Source organism: Streptomyces sp. DvalAA-43 (genome assembly GCF_900091725.1).
Classification (GTDB): Bacteria; Actinomycetota; Actinomycetes; order Streptomycetales; family Streptomycetaceae; genus Streptomyces; species Streptomyces pulveraceus.
The window spans coordinates 182351-201954 of sequence record NZ_FMBW01000033.1 but is presented as its reverse complement, the minus strand read 5'-3'; the positions used below and the strand labels follow the sequence as shown (position 1 = coordinate 201954).

The following is a 19604-nucleotide window of genomic DNA, read 5'->3' as shown; positions in this document are numbered from 1 at the left end:
ACGGGCATCCACGGGGAAGCTCCTTTTCCCTATGGATGGCTCGGTTCTTGTTTGTGTCTGTGGGCGGAGGATCGGAACGGATCAGAGTCGTCCCGCCCCCTTGAGGGCGAGATAGGCATCAGCGAGGGCAGGCGCGAGGTTGTCAGGAGTGGCGTCGACAACCACCGCGCCGTGTCGCTGGAGCTGCTCTGCGGTGCGGAGCCGCCTGGCTTGGGCCTGTGTGCCGGCCGCCGCTTCGTAGACCGCGTCCACTGTGCCTCTCGCCCTCGCCATCAGCTCGACGTGCGGGTCCGCCACGGAAGCCACCAGCACGGTGTGGCGCTGGGTCAGACGGCGTAGTACAGGGAGCAGGCCTTCTTCTACGGGGGCCGCGCCCAGGCCGGTGAGAAGCACGATCAGGGAGTGACGAGGCGCCCCGGCGAGTGTGGCAGCGACGAGACCTCGGGCATCGGTTTCCACGAGTGCCGGCTCGATCGGTGCCAGGGCGTTCACCATGGCCGACAGGACCTCCCCCGCGGACCGCCCACGTACCTGTGCGCGGACGCGGCGGTCGTAGGCCAGCAGATCCACACGGTCGCCCGCACGAGTGGCGAGCGCGGTGAGCAGCAGGGCCGCGTCCAGCGAGGCGTCGAGACAGGGTACGTCACCGACACGTCCCGCCGAGGTACGGCCCGTGTCCAGGACGACGAGGATGTGACGGTCCCGCTCGGGACGCCATGTGCGCACCGCGACGGCGGACTGACGTGCGGTGGCTCGCCAATCGATGGAGCGGGTGTCGTCGCCGGGCACATACGCGCGCAGGCTGTCGAACTCCGTGCCCTCGCCACGGGTGAGGACACTGGTGCGGCCGTCGAGCTCGCGGAGTCTGGCGAGACGGGACGGCAGATGCTTCCGGCTGGTGAAGGGAGGCAGGACCCGTATCGTCCACGGGACCTGGTGATTCCCTTGCCGGGCGGCGAGGCCCAAAGGCCCGAATGAGCGGACGGTGATGCGCTCGGCCCGGCGGTCACCGCGCCGTGTCGGCCTCAGGAGGGTAGTCAGCCGACGGCGTTCGCCTCCCGGGACCGCGAGGGTGTGCCGCGAAGAGCCCTGCTCCGTGCCGGTGGGCCAGCTGCTGGGAGGCCATGCGTCGCGAAGGTGTGCCCGCAGCTTGCGACGGGAAGGATTGGTTACGGTGAGTTGCACTTCGGCTGCTTCGCCAAGTCGAACGCTTGTTTCACCGGTTCGAGTGAACTGAAGCGTTCGCACTGGTGCAGCCAGGGCGTAGTCGCAGAGAATTGCCAAAGAGAGCGGTGCGTTGACTGCCAGCATTCCGGCCCAACTGGGAGCCAGGATGCCTACAGGGAGTGACCCCAGGGCGGCCAGCAAGGCGGTGCGTCCGGTGAGGGCCACGGTCATCGCCTCATCGGGGTACGGGGACGTGGGCGAGGACGGCCGTGATGACGGAGTCGGGGGTGACACCCTCCATCTCCGCCTCGGGCCGCAGGTGGATGCGATGGCGAAGCGTGGGGAGTGCCAGGGCTTTCACGTCATCAGGAATGACGTAGTCGCGCCCGGTGAGCCAGGCCCAGGCACGGGCGGTGGACAGCAGGGCGGTGGCGCCTCGGGGAGAGACGCCGAGGGAGAGCGAGGGGGATTCACGCGTGGCACGACAGATATCGACGACATAGCCGGCGATCTCGGGAGAGACCTTGGTCCGGGCGACCGCGTTGCGGGCGGCTTCCAGATCGGCGGGGCCGGCGACGGGGCGTATGCCGGCTGACTGGAGGTCACGCGGGTCGAAGCCCTCGGAATGGCGGGTGAGGACGTTGATCTCCTCCTCCCGAGAGGGCAGGGGCACCGTCAGTTTGAGAAGAAACCGGTCCAGTTGGGCCTCGGGGAGAGGGTAGGTGCCCTCGTATTCGACGGGATTCTGCGTGGCGGCCACGAGGAAGGGGGCGGGCAGCTGCCGAGGGGTTCCGTCGACGGTGACCTGGCGTTCCTCCATGGCTTCCAGGAGGGAGGACTGTGTCTTGGGAGGGGTGCGGTTGATCTCGTCGGCGAGAAGCAGATGGGTGAAGACGGGGCCGGGCTGGAACGAGAACTCGGCCGTGCGGGCGTCGTAGACCAATGAGCCGGTGACATCGCTGGGCATCAGATCGGGGGTGAACTGGACGCGCTTGGTATCGAGGTCGAGCGAGGCGGCGAGAGCCCGGACCAAGAGGGTCTTGGCTACTCCGGGGACGCCTTCCAGGAGGACATGGCCTCGGCAGAGCAGAGCGACGACGAGGCCGGTGACGGCAGGGTCCTGGCCGACCACGGCCTTGGCGATCTCCGAGCGCAGCGCTTCCAGGGACGCGCGGGCTGTGTCGCCGTTCCCGAGGGACTTGGTGGTCTCGGCGGGCACCGAGGGCGGGGCGCTCATGACGTGCGTACCTCTCTTTCGAGGGTGTCGAGTTGGTCTGCCAGTTGAACGAGAGCGGCATCGTCGGACGGGGCGGGTCCGAAGAGCAATGTCCGGAGGCCGTCATCGGTGCTGCTGAGGCGGGCGGAAACGGCAGGAACGAGCACTGAAGGGGAGTGGGCGTCGCGTGGGGGGACGCCGATGAGCGGGGCGATGCGGGTGCGGGTGGCGGAACGTAGCGAGTCGGCGGCCCGGTCACGAGCGTTCGTCTTGCGGTAGAGGCGGGCCCGGCCCTCGGCGGATTCGGAGGCGCGGATGGCCACGGGCAGCCGCTCGGCCACCAGGGGGCCCAGACGGCGGGCGCGCCAGATGGCGGCGAGCAGGGCGGCCAGTGCGAGTTGCGAAGTGCCCCACAGCCAGCCCCGGGGGATCAGGTCGGCGAAGCTGCGGTCGCTGGTGGCGCCATCGCCACCGTTCTCGGCGACGGCGGACGGATCAGTGAGCGAGGGGAGGTACCAGATCAGATGAGGGCGGGAACCGAGAAGGTGCAGGGCCAGGGATGCGTTGCCCTGGTTGGCGAGCCTGTCGTTGTGCAGAAGGTCGGGGGACCCGAGGAGCACGGTGTCGCCCGCGCCCTGTTCGACCAGGAGCACGGTGGGGAGACCATCGCACGGGAAGCAGCCGATGGCGTCGAGTCCATCCGAGGCGTAGCGGAGGCCTCCCGTTTCGACGTCGCCGGCATCGCGGGCGGCAGGCAGGGCGCATTCGGGGGCGAGGGGGGTCACCGGCCCGGCGGACTCCGCCGTGACACCTGGGACCAGTGTGCGCACGGAGGGTGGGCCGGCTGCGAGGAGGACGGTGCGGCCTGCCGATTTGTCGGTCGCGGCACGGAGTTCGCTCTGCTGGCGTGGTGCGAGGAGGTTGGGGGAGGTGACGAGCAACGTGGTGTCGGGACCGACCTCGGCGGTGGCGGCGTCGAGCGTGGTGACCACGCGAACGGAGACGCCGCGTTCCTTGAGGAGCTCGGCGACGGCCCGGCTGCCGTAGCGGTCGGCGGAGCGAGGATCGAGGCGGCCGTGCTCGTCACCGGAGCGCACGGTGGCCAGGGTGATTCCGGCGGCGACGAGGACCAGGAGGGCGAGGAGCAGACCGCGGATGCGGATCCAGACCTGGCGAGGGGTGGGGGCCACCGAGGTGGAGGCGGTGGTGACCTCGGTCATTCGGCTGCTCCCCGGGCCGTGGTTGCCAGGACGGGCTTGGTGGTTTCGAGGTCGAGGTCCAGAGCCCGTAGGGCCAGATACGCCTGCTGGCCGGCGGTACGGCCGCCGTATGTGACGTCGTCGAATTCGCTGGCGGCAGCGTGCAGCCGGGCCGCGTGTGCCGGCAGGGGGCGGCCCGCTTCGGCGGCGGCCTCGTCGGCGGTGCGCCCGGGGCGGGGATCGAGCAGGGCACGTTCTTCCAGGGAGCGGACGATGGCGCGCATCCGTTCCTGGACCGCGCTGTTCCAGCGCTGGGCGGCCGCGTGGGCTTCGGCGGCCTTCCGGTGCTCGGCCGCGCTGCGGGGCCTGTCGTCGAAAAGGGCGTCCGCCGAACGCACGGTGCGGTGCGGTGTGCCCAGCCGCCACCAGAGCGCGGCGGCCAGTCCCAGCACGATCAGTACCAGTGCGACGAGACCGACCGGGCCACCTGGTGCGACGCCGGAGGCCGCGTCCAGGAGGTCACTGATCCAGCCCCAGAGCTTGTCGAGGCCTTGCTGGAGGAGGTTGGGATCGTTCTCGTGGTACATCGGTTTGGACAGTTCGTGCTCCGCGGCCTCGCGAGCGGGGACACGTGGAGTGTCCACGGGTATGTCGCTGCTCGCGTGGATCAGTAGTTGTACTGCTGTGGTGCCCCCCGCCCCCGACACGGCATCAGCTCCTGGTGTCGTATCCGGGCAGGCCCGCGGCCCGAGCGAGTTCGAGGTCGAGCGCCTCGCGGCGGATGCGCTGGTCGATGTAGAGCAGTGCCATCACGCCGGCGGAGAGCGGGTACGTGATCGTCGTGATGACTACTTCGCCGATGCCGGAGATGATCAGGAAGGGCCAGCCGAAGTCCGTGGTGCCGTTCGTGAGGGCGGATCCGATTCCGCCGCCGTCCACGATCATCGCGATGAAGGTGAACGGAATGGTGATGACCAACGCCACCACGAACGTCAGCACCGCGGTGAGCGCCAGGATGCCGAACGTCCGCCACCACGCGCCCCTGACGAGCTTCGCGGAACGGCGCATGGAGGCCGTGATCGACTGCCGCTCCAGCATCAGGGCCGGGGAGGCGAGGCAGAAGCGGACCATCAGCCAGATGACGACGGCGAACGCGGCCACGAAACCGATGACGACGAGTCCGGCACCCGCGGCGGAGCCGACGAGCATGCCCGGCAGCAGGCCCACCGCCATGATGGCGGCGCTGATCAGGGCCAGCAGCAGGGTCAGCCCCAGCAGCTGAGGAAGCCGGGGCCGGGCCTCGGCCCAGGCGTCCGAGAGCGTCACGGGGCGGCCCAGCACCGAGCGGCTGATCACCACGGTCAGCACGGATGTCGTGACCAGCGTGGCGATCATGGTGATGAGCATGGACGGCACGCTGTTGAACACGGTCGACTGCGCCGAGTCGGCGGCCTGACGCAGCGCTTCCGTGCCGGTGGCGTTCGGATCGATCTGCGCGGGTTTCGGCAGCAGGAAGCGTTCGACGAGGATGATCGCGATCTGGGTGATCACGGACACCGTGAGTGTGATGCCGAGGACCGTGCGCCAGTGGGCGCGCATCGTGGAGACCGCGCCGTCGAGGATCTCGCCGACGCCGAGAGGGCGGAGCGGGATGACACCGGGCTTGGCCGCAAGGGGCGGCTGCCCCCAGCCGGGGCCCTGAGGTCCGCCGCCCCAGCCTGCAGCGGGGGGCGGTGCGCCAGGACCTGTGCCGGGAGTGCTCGGCGGGGACCACTGCCCTGCGGGCGGCTGGGCGGGAGACCAGTTCCCTGCCGGACCGCTGCCGTCGACGGGCTCGGAGGGCCGGGGGACGTCGGCGCCCTGACCCTCGGAGGGGGCAGATCCGGGCGAGGCCCAGCCCGGAGTGTCGTTCATTCTCGCTCCTTCATGGTCCTGTCCGCTCATCGGGGCGGCAGGTTGGCAGCCATCGTGCCACGCGTCGCTCCGCTGTGGGCCGGGCGCTCCATCTCCTTCGTACCTTCATTTGTGGGGTGCTCACCGGGCAGACTGGGCGGATGGCTGATCAGGACGCGCAACCGCCGGTGGGTATCGAGCCTCCCGCGCTTCCCGTACTTCGCTGGACCGAGCCCCCGGAAGGTCCCGCACTGGTGCTCCTCGACCAGACGCGGCTGCCCGCGCGGGAAGTCGAGCTGGTGTGCACCGATGTGCCCGCTCTGGTCCGGGCGATCCGGACGCTGGCGGTGCGCGGCGCCCCGTTGCTGGGTATCGCGGGAGCCTATGGAGTGGCTCTCGCGGCCGCGCGGGGGGACGACGTGGCCGTGGCAGCGGAGCTGCTGGAGCGGGCGCGGCCCACCGCGGTGAACCTCGGGTACGGGGTGCGCCGGGCCGGCGGGGCATATCGGGAGGCCGTCGGGAAGGGGGTGGATCCGGAGCGGGCCGCGGCGGTGGCGCTGGCCGAGGCCAGGGCGCTGCACCAGGAAGACGCCGAGGCCAGTGGGCGCATGGCGCGGTACGGCCTTGCCCTGCTGGACGAGCTGCTGCCCGGTGGTGACGGCCACCGATTGCTGACGCACTGCAATACGGGGGCGCTCGTCTCCGGTGGTGAGGGCACCGCCTTCGCCGTGGCACTCGGGGCGCACCGGAAGGGGCGGCTGCGGCGGCTGTGGGTGGACGAGACGCGTCCGCTGCTGCAGGGTGCCCGGCTGACGGCGTACGAGGCCGCGCGCAACGGAATGCCGTACAGCCTGCTCACGGACAATGCCGCAGGTTCGCTGTTCGCCGCGGGGGAGGTGGATGCTGTGCTCATCGGGGCGGACCGCATCGCCGCCGACGGGTCGGTGGCGAACAAGGTGGGGAGCTATCCGCTGGCGGTGCTTGCTCAGTACCACCACGTACCGTTCATCGTGGTCGCGCCGACCACGACCGTGGATCCGGACACCGCGGACGGAGCGTCGATCATCGTGGAGCAGCGATCGGCGTCCGAAGTGACGGAGCTCACATCCCTGCGGGCCGGGGTGGCGGGCGCGGATGCTGGCGGATCGCTCGTGGCGCCGGTGGGAACGCCCGCGTACAACCCCGCGTTCGATGTCACGCCGCCGGAGCTGGTCACGGCGATCGTCACGGAAGAGGGTGCAATTTCCCCGGTCACGGGGGTCGGACTGGCAGAGCTGTGTGCCAGATCATCGCAGGTAACGATTAGCTAATGGGATGATGTCGTTTATGAAGGGACGCGTCCTTGTCGTCGACGACGACACCGCACTGGCCGAGATGCTCGGGATTGTGCTGCGTGGAGAAGGGTTCGAGCCGTCGTTCGTAGCGGACGGCGACAAGGCACTTGCTGCATTTCGTGAGGCCAAGCCGGACCTGGTCCTGCTGGATCTCATGCTGCCCGGTAGGGACGGCATCGAGGTCTGCAGGTTGATCAGGGCCGAGTCGGGTGTGCCGATCGTCATGCTCACTGCCAAGAGCGACACGGTTGACGTGGTGGTGGGCCTGGAGTCCGGGGCCGACGACTACATCGTCAAGCCGTTCAAACCTAAGGAGTTGGTGGCCCGGATCAGGGCACGTCTGCGGAGGTCCGAGGAGCCGGCGCCGGAGCAGTTGGCCATCGGGGACCTGGTCATCGATGTGGCCGGTCACTCGGTGAAGCGGGAGGGGCAGTCGATCGCCCTCACCCCCCTGGAATTCGACCTGCTGGTCGCGCTCGCACGTAAGCCGTGGCAGGTCTTCACCCGTGAGGTGCTGCTCGAGCAGGTGTGGGGCTACCGCCACGCCGCCGACACCCGGCTGGTGAACGTGCATGTCCAGCGGCTGCGTTCCAAGGTGGAGAAGGACCCGGAGCGCCCGGAGATCGTGGTGACCGTCCGAGGGGTCGGTTACAAGGCCGGACCGAGCTGAGATGCCCCCGAGTAGCGCTGCTCCGCAGCCCGGGGAGCCGGGAGCCCGTGCGGAGCGGGCTGCCGGTCCAGGACACAGGGCGTTCCGGATCGGGCGCCTTCTGCAGGGCGGCCGGTTGTTCCACGACCGGGCGCCCGGCGGTCCTGTGCCGCGCTTGCTGATGCGCTGGGTGCGGCGTCCGCTGCTGCCCGCCGTGCGGCTCTGGCGGCGCAATCTCCAGCTGCGGGTCGTCGCGGGCACGCTGCTCATGTCGCTCGGTGTGGTGCTGCTCCTCGGGCTGGTCGTGATCGGACAGGTGCGCAACGGCCTGCTCGACGCCAAGGGCAAGGCCGCCCAGACACAGGCGGCCGGCGGTTTCGCCGCAGCCCAGGAAAAGGCGAACGAACCGCTCACCCCCGGTGGCCAGGGCGGTGACACGACGGACGGCACCACGGCCAACAACTCCTGGCGGACCGAGCTCGTCGACCAGCTCGCCAGCGGCGGGAAGAACGCCTTCAACGTGGTGGCGCTCAGCGCCGACGAGGGAACCCGCGCCCCACGCGGCTCGGGCAGCGTCGAGGCGGTGAGCATTCCGCAGCGCCTGCGGGACGCGGTGAACAAGGGTCCCGGGGCGTACCAGACGTACTCCGAGATCCAGTACGCGAACGGGCAGCCGCCGCAGCCCGGACTGGTCGTGGGCAAGCGGCTCTACGACAACGACCACAATCCGTATCAGCTCTACTACCTCTTCCCGCTGACACAGGAGGAGAAGTCGCTGACCCTGATCAAGACCACGCTGGCGACCGCGGGACTCTTCGTGGTCGTGCTGCTCGGGGCCATCGCCTGGTTCGTGGTGAGGCAGGTCGTCACGCCCGTGCGCATGGCGGCCGGTATCGCGGAGAGGCTCTCCGCCGGTCGGCTCCAGGAGCGGATGAAGGTCACCGGCGAGGACGACATCGCCCGGCTCGGTGAGGCCTTCAACAAGATGGCGCAGAACCTGCAGCTGAAGATCCAGCAGCTGGAGGAGCTCTCCCGCATGCAGCGGCGCTTCGTCTCCGACGTCTCCCACGAGCTGAGGACCCCCCTGACGACCGTACGGATGGCCGCCGACGTCATCCAAGAGGCCCGCAGCGACTTCGATCCTGTGACGGCGCGCTCCGCGGAGCTGCTCGGGGACCAGCTCGATCGGTTCGAGTCGCTGCTCTCCGATCTGCTGGAGATCAGCCGCTTCGACGCGGGGGCCGCGGCGCTGGAGGCGGAGCCGATAGATCTGCGGCAGGTCGTACGCCGGGTGATCGGCGGGGCCGAGCCGCTGGCCGACCGCAAGGGCACCCGGATCCGGGTGGTCGGTGACGAGCAGTCGGTGATCGCGGAGGCCGACGCACGGCGCGTCGAGCGCGTGCTCCGCAACCTTGTGGTCAACGCCGTCGAACACGGTGAGGGCCGGGACGTCGTGGTGCGGATGGGGGTGGCCGGAGGCGCGGTCGCCGTGGCCGTCCGGGACTACGGGGTGGGGCTCAAGCCGGGCGAGGCGACGCGGGTGTTCAACCGCTTCTGGCGGGCGGACCCGGCTCGTGCGCGGACGACTGGTGGCACCGGTCTCGGGCTCTCCATCGCGGTGGAGGACGCCCGACTGCACGGCGGGTGGCTGCAGGCCTGGGGCGAGCCCGGTGGCGGTTCGCAGTTCCGGCTGACCCTGCCGCGTACGGCGGACGAGCCGCTGCGCGGGTCGCCGATACCACTGGAACCCGAGGACTCCCGTGGCAACCAGGAGAACCGTCAGCGGACCGGGGCCGCACCGAGGGCCGGGAGCGAGCACCGGCTGACGGCCGTGCCGGCCCAGCCCGGCGGCAATGACAGGTCCGCGCTGTCCGTACCGCCCCGCACTCCCGCGGCGCCGCGGACGGCACCGGCCTCGGTGCATCCGGCGGCCCTTCCCGGAAGCGGCGCACGGGTGGTCGCCCGTCCCGTCGAGGACCGGTCGGGCGGCGAATTCGACACGGCGGTGCAGGACCCGGAGCGGGGGGAAACGAATCGTGGGCGCTGACCGTCGCAGGGACGGCCATGGACGGGTACTGGGGCTGTTCGCGCTGCTCGGATGCGGTGTGGTGCTGCTGTCCGCGTGCGGCTCGATGCCCGTCACCGGGGATGTCAAGGCCGTCGACGCCTCGCAGCCCGGCGACTCCCAGGTGCAGGTGTATGCGGTCGCGCCGCGTGACAACGCCACCCCCAACGAGGTGGTCGACGGCTTCCTGGAGTCCATGACCAGCGACGACCCGCGCTTCAGGACGACCCGTCGGTACCTGACGAAGAAGGCGGCCGACACATGGAAGCCGAACGCGTTCACCACCGTGCTCACCAAGGCGCCGAACAGGAGCGACCGCCCGCTGCGCGACAGCGACCGCAATCTCGACGAGGTCACCTACACGCTGACGGGTGAGAAGGTGGCGACGGTCGACGCCCAGAGCGCCTACCAGCCGCTCGCTCCCACCGACTACAACCAGACCCTGCATCTGGTGAAGGAGAACGGGCCGGACGGCAAGGAGTGGCGGATCGACCTCGTGCCGGACGGCCTCCTGCTCGGGCAGTCGGACTTCAAGCGCCTCTATCGGTCCGTCAACAAGTACTACTTCGCGACGGGTCGGCCCGAAGTGCAGTCGACCCTGGTCGCCGACCCCGTCTATCTCCGCAGCCGGACGGACCCCGTCACGGGGATGGACACCGTGACGCAGTCCGTCCGGAGCCTCCTCGCGGGGCCCACCAGTTGGCTGCGACCGGTGGTCGAGTCCCGGTTCCCCGCCGGGACGGCGCTGAAAAAGGGCGTCACTTCGCTGGCGCCCGACGACCGCAATGTACTGAAGGTCCCGCTCGACAAGAAGGCGGACGGTGTCGGGCAGCGCTCCTGCCGCATGATGGCCTCGCAGATCCTCTACACCTTGAGGGACCTGACGTCCGCACGGGTCGAGCAGGTCGAACTGCAGCGCTCCGACGGCTCCCCGTTGTGTCTGCTGGGGGCCGATCAGGCGGAGGAGTTCGCTCCTGACGGTTCGTCGAGCGGGCCGGACAGCCAGTACTTCATCGATGCCAAGGGGCATGTGGAGCGCATTCCCGGCAGCACCAAGGGCAGTGGCGTCCCGGAGCTGGTGGCCGGTCCGCTCGGTGACGGACCGGTGCGGATGGGCACGGTCGGTGTGGCCCGGGACGAACAGTCGGCGGCGGCGGTCTCGCGCGACGGGGCGTCCCTCTACGTGTCGTCCATCGTCTCGGACGGCGAACTTCCCGCAGCCTCGGTGACCAGCGGTGGCCATGAGGCGAAGAACCGTCTGTCGACCCCGAGCTGGGACGGCCGGGGCGATCTGTGGGTGGCCGACCGGGATCCCGACAACACCAGACTGCTGCGGCTGGCCGGTGGTACCGGCAAGCCGCAGGAGGTGGCCGTGCCCGATCTGGACGGCGGGCGGATCGAGGCCTTGCGGATGTCCGCGGACGGAGTGCGGATCGCCCTCCTGGTGCACCAGGACGACCGCACCACGCTGAAGATCGGCCGGATCGAGCGGCGCGGGCCTGCGACGGAGCAGCGGGTGTCGGTGGTGGACCTGCGGCAGGCCGCGCCGCAGCTGACGGATGTGACCGCGATGTCGTGGTCGGGCCGCAGCCGCCTCGTGGTGGTCGGCAAGGAGCAGGGCGGCGTGCAGCAGGTGCGTTATGCCCAGGCGGACGGTTCGACGTCCGCGTCGGGTGTGCTGCCCGGTGTGAACCAGGTGTCGTCGGTCGCGGCGGCGGACGACGAGCAGCTTCCGCTGATGGCGGCCACGTCCAGCGACGGGATCGTGAAGCTGTCGCCCGGCGACAACTGGCAGACGGTGGTCAAGGAAGGCTCCTCGTTGGTCTACCCGGGCTGAGCGGGTCCGTCCGGGGCTGAGCCGGTCCGTCCGGGCCGGGCCGACCTGTCCGGGCCCGGGTCGGCCCGTTCAGTCTGTTCGGGGCTGGGCCGCCCCCGTTCGGGCAGAACGCCGCAGGGCCCGTTCCGCGTTTTCCACAGGGGTGGCCCGCCGGCTGTGGGAGGCGCACAGTGGAGTCATGCGGGGGTGGTGGCGGGAGATCTCCGGCTTGGTGCTGCCGGTGTCCTGCGGCGGCTGCGGCAAGCCGCGTGCAGAGCTGTGCGAGGAATGCCGGGCGGCGCTCCACGGCGGGGTGCCGCGCCGGGTGAGGCCCGATCCGGAGCCTGCGGGCCTGCCGGTGGTGCACGCGGCCGCCGCGTACGAGAACGCGGTACGTGCCGTGCTGCTGGCCCACAAGGAGCGGGGCGAGCTGGGGCTGGCCGGAGCGCTCGGGAAGGCGCTGGCGGGGGCTGTACGGGCCGGGACGGGGCAAGCGGGTGGTGCGGGCCCGCTGCTGCTCGTACCCGTGCCGTCGGCGCGGCGGGCGGTGGCGGCGCGGGGCCATGACCCCGCGCGGCGGATCGCGCTGGCCGCGGCCGGGGAGCTGCGACGCGGTGGTGTGCGGGCCCAGGTGGTCGCGGTGCTCCGGCAGCGGCGCGCGGTGGCCGACCAGGCGGGGCTGGGTGCCCGGGAGCGGCAGGTGAATCTGGCGGGGGCGCTGGAGGTCGTGGCCGGGGGCGAGCGGCTGCTCGCGGCCGGACGGGTGGTGCTGGTGGACGACCTTCTGACGACGGGAGCCTCGCTCGCCGAGGCGGCTCGGGCGGTGAGGGCCGCACGCGGGCACACGAGCACTGCGACTGGCTACGACGCCACTGGTTACGACGGCGGGCAGGCGGCCGTCGTCGCAGTATCTCCGTCGGCCTTCGAAATAAACCGGAACTGTCAATGAACCTGCATCGTTGCAGGTAATGAGTGTGGAAAACAGCCCGATCGGAGGTACGTGCGAGTAGCGGGTGCCGACATCCGGCCGGGCAGGCTATGTTCGGTTGTGAGGAATGGTGAATGCCAGACCTCGATGAATGCACCGCCAGGTTTCGGGCAGGCAACACACCAGTGGTCCAGAAGCTGGAATTCGGTGGGGCGGAGACCTCATCGATCGGGGGAGGAGGAGGTGGAAGTCACCGAGTCCGCGGCTCCGGTCGTCACCGGGGCCTGGTGCAAAAGGGAGATGCTCCGCCTCTGAGCGGAGCGATCCGGGAACGGAGTTCTGCGTGGACATCGTCGTCAAGGGCCGCAAGACCGAGGTGCCCGAGCGGTTCCGCAAGCACGTGGCCGAGAAGCTGAAGCTGGACAAGATCCAGAAGTTCGACGGCAAGGTGATCAGCCTCGACGTCGAGGTGTCCAAGGAGCCGAATCCCCGTCAGGCCGACCGTTCCGACCGGGTGGAGATCACGCTCCGCTCGCGTGGTCCGGTCATCCGGGCGGAAGCGGCCGCAGGCGACCCGTACGCAGCGCTGGACCTGGCCACCGGCAAGCTGGAGGCGCGGCTGCGCAAGCAGCACGACAAGCGCTACAGCCGCCGTGGCAACGGCCGGATTCCCGCTGCCGAGGTCGGCGAGATCGTGCCGGGTGCGGCGTCGTTCAACGGCGAGGGCGACCTGATCGCCGATGAGTCGGCCGAGTCCGTGCCCACCACCAGGTTCGGCTCGCTGGAGATTCAGGGCGAGGGTCCGCTGGTGATGCGCGAGAAGACGCACGTCGCCGCACCGATGTCGCTCGACCAGGCGCTCTACGAGATGGAGCTGGTCGGGCACGACTTCTATCTGTTCGTCGACTCCGAGACCAAGGAGCCCAGTGTCGTCTACCGGCGACATGCCTACGACTACGGTGTCATCCACCTGAGGACCGATCCGCTGGCCGCCGATGAGGCGGGCGGGGCCGGCGGTGCGCTCGGCGGCTGACGCCACCCCTCCGCGGTGCCCCTGGAGTGCTTGTGCGCCCCCAGGGGCACCCGCGTGCGACCACGGGATCACCGCTCTGACGTCCAGGCATGGAATCATGGCGTCCCAGGCCAACCGGTGTTCTGTGAACTGCCGTTGGCGGACAGTGTGTGAACTTCAGGCCACGGCCTTCAGGGGGAGGAACGATGGCGGACACCTTCGGGCCCGTGCGTGACGCGAATGATGCCGACGACATCGCCGGTACCGGCGCGGACAGCGGATTCCGCAGGGAGCCGATCAGAGTCCTCGTGGTGGACGACCACGCGCTCTTCCGCAGAGGCCTGGAGATCGTCCTCGCCCAGGAGGAGGACATCCAGGTCATCGGCGAGGCGGGCGACGGGTCCGAGGCGGTCGACAAGGCCGCCGATCTGCTCCCCGACATCGTGCTGATGGACGTACGGATGCCCAAGCGCGGCGGCATCGAGGCCTGCACGTCCATCAAGGAGGTGGCCCCCAGCGCGAAGATCATCATGCTGACGATCAGCGACGAGGAGGCCGATCTCTACGACGCGATCAAGGCTGGTGCCACCGGCTATCTCCTCAAGGAGATCTCCACGGACGAGGTGGCCACGGCCATTCGCGCGGTCGCCGACGGGCAGTCCCAGATCAGCCCCTCCATGGCGTCCAAGCTGCTCACCGAGTTCAAGTCGATGATCCAGCGGACCGACGAGCGCCGGCTCGTTCCGGCGCCCCGGCTCACCGAACGCGAGCTGGAAGTGCTGAAACTCGTGGCGACCGGCATGAACAACCGGGATATCGCCAAGGAGTTGTTCATTTCCGAGAACACGGTGAAGAACCACGTCCGCAATATCCTGGAGAAACTGCAGCTGCACTCCCGGATGGAAGCCGTGGTCTATGCCATGCGCGAGAAGATTCTGGAGATCAGGTAGCGGAAGGCCGGTGGCCGGTCAGCGGTAGGCACGCCGGAGCGCGTGGCCGATCTCCGTCCTGAGCGGCTCGCGCAGCTCTGGGGCGTCGACCCGGTCCACCCGGATGCCCGTGCAGCCGACCCAGGCCGCCGCCTCCACCAGTGCCTCGGCCATCGGGGCCACCGCCTTCGGGCCGGCCAACGACGCCTGCTTGGCGACCAGCGTGGTGCCCTCGCGCGCCGGGTCGACCCGGCCCTGGAGCTTCCCGCCCGCCAGCAGCGGCATCGCGAAGTAGCCGTGGATCCGCTTCTGCTTGGGCACATAGGCCTCCAGCCGGTGGGTGAAGTCGAAGATCCGCTCCGTGCGCGCCCGCTCCCAGATCAGCGAGTCGAACGGCGACAACAGCGTCGTACGGTGGCGTCCGCGCGGCTCCTTGGCGAGGGCCTCCGGGTCCGCCCAGGCCGGCTTCGCCCAGCCCTCCACCGCGACCGGGACCAGCCCCGAGTCCGCCACCACGGCGTCGAACTCCTCGCCCTTCAGCCGGTGGTAGTCCGCGATGTCGCTACGGGTGCCGACGCCCAGGGACTTGCCGGCCAGCGCGACCAGCCGCCGCCGGCACTCGGCATCGCTCAGATCGTCGTGCAGCACGGCATCCGGAATGGCCCGCTCGGCCAGGTCGTAGACCCGCTTCCAGCCGCGCCGTTCGGTGCACACCACCTCGCCGTACATCAGGGCCCGCTCGACGGCGACCTTCGACGCCGACCAGTCCCACCACTCCCCGCCGTTCTTCGCGCCGCCCAGCTCCGTCGCCGTCAGCGGGCCCTCGGCGCGCAGCTGCTTGATCACCGTCTCGTACGCGCCGTCCGGCAGGTCGTGGTGCCAGTGCGGGCGCGAGCGGTAGGCGCGGCGGCGGAAGGCGAAGTGCGGCCACTCCTCGACCGGCAGGATGCAGGCCGCGTGCGACCAGTACTCGAAGGTGCGGCCGCCCGACCAGTACGCCTCTTCGACGGTGCGCCTGCCGACCGCGCCGAGGCGCGCGTACGGGATCAGCTCGTGCGACCGCGCGAGCACCGAGATCGTGTCGAGCTGCACGGCGCCGAGATGCCGCAGCACGCCCGGGACCCCGGCCCGGCGGTCCGGGGCGCCGAGGAAGCCCTGGGCGCGCAGAGCGATCCTGCGCGCCTGGTCGGCGGAGAGTTCAGCGGCGGGAGGCGGCACAGACGTCATGCCTCGCACCCTAGAGGCAGGCACTGACACCCGGCCGTGGAGCTGTGGAATCCGTGGGGACCGCACCCTGCTGGGACGGGGGACAGGCGGCGGGCGCCGACGGGGTCAGGGGGTGGGCAGATAGGCGTGGGTGCCCGGCAGGCCGAGGTCGGAGGGGAGCAGCGCGCCGATCCAGATGTCGCGTCGCACCCCCTTGTTGAGCAGGCCCGAGCGCTGTTCGCCCTCCATCCGGAATCCCGCCTTCAGCGCCACCGCCCGCGAGGGGACGTTGCCCACCTCGGCACGCCACTCCAGCCGGTCACCCCCGAGTGCGGTGAAGGTCCAGCGGGCGGCGGAGAGCACCGCCTCCGTCGTATAGCCGTGGCCCCGGTGCTCCTCGGTGGTCCAGAACCCCACCTCGTACGTTCCCGGCAGATTGCGACGGTTGATGCCGAGGGCGCCGGTCAGGGCCCCGCTGCCGCGCAGGACCACCGCGAAGTTGTACATGGAGTCGTCGTGCCAGCCGTCGGGGGACAGCCTGCCCGCGAAGAGTTCCGCGTCGGCGCGGCTGTACGGGGAAGGCACGACCGTCCACCGCTGGATGGCCGGGTCCTGACAGGCGGCGTGGACCGCGTCCGCGTCGCCGCCGGTGAAGGGGCGCAGCAGCAGACGGTCGCTGGTGAGGGTGATCGGCTCCATGGGGGGATTCTGGTGAGGCGCCGTCCGGGAAGCGAACACTTTTCGGACTTCCCGGCACCTTCGGCGCTCCCCGGCCGTTGACTCGGAGGGGACGACGGGGCCAACGCGACGGCAGCCCTCCCGGCGCGGCGGGGTCCTCGCTTACGATGGCCGTTGCGGTGGGGCCCACCTGCCGTGCCCGCGCCAGAGTCCATAACACGACCCAGTGCCAGGCCCGACCGGCAAGGAGACCAGCCTCAGTGTCCGTCTTCAACAAGCTCATGCGTGCAGGCGAAGGCAAGATCCTGCGCAAACTGCACCGCATCGCGGACCAGGTCAGCTCCATCGAAGAGGACTTCGTCAACCTCTCCGACGCCGAGCTGCGGGCGCTCACCGACGAGTACAAGGAACGGTACGCGGACGGCGAGAGCCTGGACGACCTGCTCCCCGAGGCATTCGCGACCGTCCGTGAGGCCGCCAAGCGGGTCCTCGGACAGCGCCACTACGACGTTCAGATGATGGGCGGCGCAGCCCTCCACCTCGGTTATGTCGCCGAGATGAAGACCGGCGAGGGCAAGACCCTGGTCGGCACCCTGCCGGCGTATCTCAACGCGCTCTCCGGCAAGGGCGTGCATCTGATCACGGTCAATGACTACCTGGCCGAGCGCGACTCCGAACTGATGGGTCGCGTCCACAAGTTCCTCGGTCTGACCGTCGGCTGCATCATCGCCAACATGACTCCGGCCCAGCGCCGTGAGCAGTACGCCTGCGACATCACGTACGGCACGAACAACGAGTTCGGCTTCGACTACCTCCGCGACAACATGGCGTGGTCGGCGGACGAGCTCGTCCAGCGCGGTCACAACTTCGCCGTGGTCGACGAGGTCGACTCGATCCTCGTCGACGAGGCCCGTACGCCGCTGATCATCTCCGGCCCGGCCGACCAGGCCACCAAGTGGTACGGCGACTTCGCCAAGCTGGTCACGCGGCTGACCAAGGGCGAGGCGGGCAACCCGCTCAAGGGCATCGAGGAGACCGGCGACTACGAGGTCGACGAGAAGAAGCGGACCGTCGCCATCCACGAGCCCGGTGTCTCGAAGGTCGAGGACTGGCTCGGGATCGAGAACCTCTACGAGTCGGTGAACACCCCGCTCGTCGGGTACCTCAACAACGCAATCAAGGCCAAGGAACTCTTCAAGAAGGACAAGGACTACGTCGTCATCGACGGCGAAGTCATGATCGTCGACGAGCACACCGGCCGTATCCTCGCCGGCCGCCGCTACAACGAGGGCATGCACCAGGCGATCGAGGCGAAGGAAGGGGTGGACATCAAGGACGAGAACCAGACCCTCGCCACGATCACCCTGCAGAACTTCTTCCGCCTCTACAGCAAGCTCTCCGGCATGACCGGTACGGCGATGACCGAGGCCGCCGAGTTCCACCAGATCTACAAGCTCGGTGTGGTGCCGATCCCGACCAATCGACCGATGGTCCGTGCCGACCAGTCGGACCTGATCTACCGCACCGAGGTCGCGAAGTTCGCCGCGGTCGTCGACGACATCGCCGAGAAGCACGAGAAGGGGCAGCCGATCCTCGTCGGCACCACCTCGGTCGAGAAGTCCGAGTACCTCTCGCAGCAGCTCTCCAAGCGCGGTGTCCAGCACGAGGTCCTCAACGCCAAGCAGCACGACCGTGAGGCCACGATCGTCGCGCAGGCCGGCCGCAAGGGCGCGGTCACGGTCGCCACGAACATGGCCGGCCGAGGCACCGACATCAAGCTCGGTGGCAACCCCGACGACCTCGCCGAGGCGGAGCTGCGCCAGCGCGGCCTCGACCCCGTCGAGCACGTCGAGGAGTGGGCGGCCGCGCTGCCCGCCGCGCTGGAGAAGGCCGAGCAGGCCGTGAAGGCGGAGTTCGAGGAGGTCAAGGAGCTCGGTGGGCTGTACGTCCTGGGCACCGAGCGGCATGAGTCGCGGCGCATCGACAACCAGCTGCGTGGTCGTTCCGGCCGTCAGGGCGACCCGGGCGAGTCCCGTTTCTACCTCTCGCTCGGCGACGACCTGATGCGTCTGTTCAAGGCGCAGATGGTCGAGCGCGTCATGTCGATGGCCAATGTGCCGGACGACGTGCCGATCGAGAACAAGATGGTGACGCGGGCGATCGCGTCGGCCCAGTCGCAGGTCGAGCAGCAGAACTTCGAGACGCGGAAGAACGTCCTGAAGTACGACGAGGTGCTCAACCGGCAGCGTGAGGTCATCTACGGCGAGCGCCGCCGGGTCCTGGAGGGCGAGGATCTGCAGGACCAGATCCGCCACTTCATGGACGACACGATCGACGACTACATCCGCCAGGAGACCGCCGAGGGCTTCGCGGAGGAGTGGGACCTGGACCGGCTGTGGGGCGCCTTCAAGCAGCTCTACCCGGTGAAGGTCACCGTCGACGAGCTGGAGGAGGCGGCCGGCGACCGGGCCGGGATCACGGCCGAGTTCATCGGCGAGTCCATCAAGGACGACATCCACGAGCAGTACGACGAGCGCGAGAAGCAGCTCGGCTCGGACATCATGCGTGAGCTGGAGCGGCGCGTGGTGCTGTCCGTCCTGGACCGCAAGTGGCGTGAGCACCTCTACGAGATGGACTACCTCCAGGAGGGCATCGGCCTCCGTGCCATGGCGCAGAAGGACCCGCTGGTCGAGTACCAGCGCGAGGGCTTCGACATGTTCAACGCCATGATGGAGGGCATCAAGGAGGAGTCCGTCGGCTATCTGTTCAACCTGGAGGTCCAGGTCGAGCAGCAGGTCGAGGAGGTGCCGGTGCAGGACGAGGCCGAGCGCACCTCGCTCGTCAAGGAGGACGCCGTTCCGGCGGCGCGTCCGGAGATCCGGGCCAAGGGGCTCGACGCTCCGCAGCGTCCGGACCGGCTGCACTTCTCCGCTCCCACGGTGGACGGGGAGGGCGGGGTCGTCGAGGGCGACTTCTCCAGCGGTGACGGGACGGCCGGGTCCGAGTCCGACGGGCTGACCCGGGCGGAGCGGCGCAAGGCCCAGAAGAACGGCGGGGGCGGGCGCCGCCGCAAGAAGTAGCGGGGTACGGATGGCCCGGATGCCGTGGACGGCGGTGGATGTCGTCGCGGTGGCCGGGGCGTAGCCGGGATGTAGCCGGGGTCGGGCGCGTGGTTGGGGCGCCCGGCCCCGGCGTTTTGGCTGTGGCTCAGCGGCTCAGCGGCTCAGCGGCTCAGCGGCTCAGCGGCCCGTCGCTCTGCGGCCGGTGGCTCTGCGGTCCTGGGGGTGTGTCTGGGGCCGGGAATGGGGCTGGAGAGGCCCGGAGCCGCCGGAGGTGTGTTGCGGGGTGGTCGGGGCTGGGGCGGGGGCTGAGAGGGACCTGTGGGGCGGAAGGGCTGGGTGTGTACTGCCCTTGCCCCCTGCCCCTGCCCCCTGCCCCCTGCCCCCTGCCCCCTGCCCCCTGCCCCCGTCCCGGTCGTGTTCCGTTCCCCGCCGCGCCCCGCCCTCGTTCGG

Annotated in this window: 15 protein-coding genes; 8 read left to right on the top strand and 7 right to left on the bottom strand. The window is 69.8% G+C overall.

Annotation, left to right across the window (positions count from 1 at the left end):
* Nucleotides 1-81 precede the first annotated feature (81 nt).
* The 5 genes from GA0115234_RS10580 to GA0115234_RS10560 are packed head-to-tail and all read right to left on the bottom strand — an operon-like array spanning nt 82 to nt 5496.
* Nucleotides 82-1392 (bottom strand): DUF58 domain-containing protein, encoded by a 1311-nt coding sequence (locus GA0115234_RS10580; RefSeq protein ID WP_093540661.1) that lies wholly within the window; start codon nt 1390-1392, stop codon nt 82-84.
* Between the two features lie 10 nt (nt 1393-1402).
* On the bottom strand, nt 1403-2404 hold the full coding sequence (locus GA0115234_RS10575) for an AAA family ATPase (RefSeq protein ID WP_093540643.1): 1002 nt from the start codon (nt 2402-2404) through the stop codon (nt 1403-1405).
* Nucleotides 2401-3603 carry a DUF4350 domain-containing protein gene (locus GA0115234_RS10570; protein WP_093540642.1) on the bottom strand — a complete coding sequence of 401 codons (1203 nt, stop codon included), beginning with the start codon at nt 3601-3603 and terminating at the stop codon, nt 2401-2403. The genes GA0115234_RS10575 and GA0115234_RS10570 overlap by 4 nt, the downstream gene beginning before the upstream one ends.
* Nucleotides 3600-4289, bottom strand: a complete 690-nt coding sequence (locus tag GA0115234_RS10565) for a DUF4129 domain-containing protein (RefSeq protein ID WP_093540641.1) — start codon at nt 4287-4289, stop codon at nt 3600-3602. The genes GA0115234_RS10570 and GA0115234_RS10565 overlap by 4 nt, the downstream gene beginning before the upstream one ends.
* A gap of 4 nt (nt 4290-4293) precedes the next feature.
* Nucleotides 4294-5496, bottom strand: coding sequence for a glycerophosphoryl diester phosphodiesterase membrane domain-containing protein (locus tag GA0115234_RS10560; RefSeq protein ID WP_093540640.1), 1203 nt, complete (start codon nt 5494-5496; stop codon nt 4294-4296).
* A gap of 140 nt (nt 5497-5636) precedes the next feature.
* Between GA0115234_RS10560 and mtnA the strand changes: the two genes are divergently transcribed.
* The 7 genes from mtnA (at nt 5637) to GA0115234_RS10525 (ending at nt 14229) form a co-directional block, all read left to right on the top strand.
* Nucleotides 5637-6785, top strand: coding sequence for an S-methyl-5-thioribose-1-phosphate isomerase (gene mtnA, locus GA0115234_RS10555; protein WP_093540639.1), 1149 nt, complete (start codon nt 5637-5639; stop codon nt 6783-6785).
* Between the two features lie 4 nt (nt 6786-6789).
* Nucleotides 6790-7479 carry a two-component system response regulator MtrA gene (gene mtrA / locus GA0115234_RS10550; protein WP_187281934.1) on the top strand — a complete coding sequence of 230 codons (690 nt, stop codon included), beginning with the start codon at nt 6790-6792 and terminating at the stop codon, nt 7477-7479.
* A 1-nt stretch (nt 7480) separates the two neighbouring features.
* Nucleotides 7481-9505 (top strand): MtrAB system histidine kinase MtrB, encoded by a 2025-nt coding sequence (gene mtrB / locus GA0115234_RS10545; RefSeq protein WP_093540638.1) that lies wholly within the window; start codon nt 7481-7483, stop codon nt 9503-9505.
* Nucleotides 9495-11360 (top strand): LpqB family beta-propeller domain-containing protein, encoded by a 1866-nt coding sequence (locus GA0115234_RS10540; protein WP_256088701.1) that lies wholly within the window; start codon nt 9495-9497, stop codon nt 11358-11360. The genes mtrB and GA0115234_RS10540 overlap by 11 nt, the downstream gene beginning before the upstream one ends.
* A 178-nt stretch (nt 11361-11538) precedes the next feature.
* On the top strand, nt 11539-12288 hold the full coding sequence (locus tag GA0115234_RS10535) for a ComF family protein (RefSeq protein ID WP_093540637.1): 750 nt from the start codon (nt 11539-11541) through the stop codon (nt 12286-12288).
* Between the two features lie 322 nt (nt 12289-12610).
* Nucleotides 12611-13300 carry a ribosome hibernation-promoting factor, HPF/YfiA family gene (gene hpf / locus GA0115234_RS10530; protein WP_093540636.1) on the top strand — a complete coding sequence of 230 codons (690 nt, stop codon included), beginning with the start codon at nt 12611-12613 and terminating at the stop codon, nt 13298-13300.
* A 185-nt stretch (nt 13301-13485) separates the two neighbouring features.
* On the top strand, nt 13486-14229 hold the full coding sequence (locus GA0115234_RS10525) for a response regulator (RefSeq protein ID WP_093540635.1): 744 nt from the start codon (nt 13486-13488) through the stop codon (nt 14227-14229).
* Nucleotides 14230-14247: 18 nt separating this feature from the next.
* Here GA0115234_RS10525 and GA0115234_RS10520 read toward each other — a convergent pair whose 3' ends face one another.
* Nucleotides 14248-15435, bottom strand: coding sequence for a winged helix-turn-helix domain-containing protein (locus GA0115234_RS10520; protein ID WP_093540634.1), 1188 nt, complete (start codon nt 15433-15435; stop codon nt 14248-14250).
* A 105-nt stretch (nt 15436-15540) separates the two neighbouring features.
* Complete coding sequence (locus GA0115234_RS10515; RefSeq protein ID WP_093540633.1) at nt 15541-16113, bottom strand: GNAT family N-acetyltransferase; 573 nt, start codon at nt 16111-16113, stop codon at nt 15541-15543.
* 239 nt (nt 16114-16352) lie between these two features.
* Here GA0115234_RS10515 and secA point away from each other — a divergent pair, with 239 nt between their 5' ends.
* Nucleotides 16353-19172: a preprotein translocase subunit SecA gene (gene secA / locus GA0115234_RS10510; RefSeq protein WP_093540632.1), complete on the top strand. Its 2820-nt coding sequence runs from the start codon at nt 16353-16355 to the stop codon at nt 19170-19172.
* The last annotated feature ends 432 nt before the right edge of the window (nt 19173-19604 follow it).